A 534-nucleotide genomic window follows, 5' to 3' on the forward strand; every position below is an offset into this window, starting at 1 on the left:
CCTCGTACAGCTCGGCGACGGCGCGGTAGGTGGCGGCCACGGCCTCCCGCTCGGGCGCGGCGCGGCGCATGGGCCAGCCGAGGAGCGTCAGGGCGAGGACGAACAGCCCGCCCATGGTGAGCAGGACGGGCGCCTTCCACCAGGGGTCGGGCATGGGGAGGCCGGCACCGACGACGGCGTTGAGGAGCAGGAGCAGCCCGGACACGGAGGCGACGGCGCCGATCGAGGAGATCATCCCGGAGACCAGGGCGACGAGGGTGAGGGCGATGACCGCGACCCATCCCTCCCCGAAGACGAGGGTCCCGAGGGTCACCCCGAGGGCGCCGAACAGCTGCGGCACCGCGATGTTGAAGACCCGCATCCGGTAGGCGTCGGCGGTGTCTCCGATGACCCCGGACAGCGCCCCCATGGACACGAGCGCGCCGTACGCGGGCTGGTGCGTCGCCATCCCCACGGCGAGCGGCACGGAGAGGGCGACGGACGCCCGGAGAACGGCCGCCCAGGGGATCGGCGAGGGGGCGGGCTTGAGCCCGG

The 534-nt window shown here is 74.3% G+C and carries 1 protein-coding gene; it reads right to left on the reverse strand.

Annotated features, from left to right (window positions below):
* Positions 1-534: YccS/YhfK family membrane protein (locus CCN56_RS41055; protein WP_256962455.1), on the reverse strand; the 534-nt coding region annotated here is incomplete at both ends.

Origin of the sequence: Streptomyces sp. NRRL B-24572, from assembly GCF_002156145.1 — a bacterium.
In the GTDB taxonomy this organism is placed as follows: Bacteria; Actinomycetota; Actinomycetes; order Streptomycetales; family Streptomycetaceae; genus Streptomyces; species Streptomyces vietnamensis.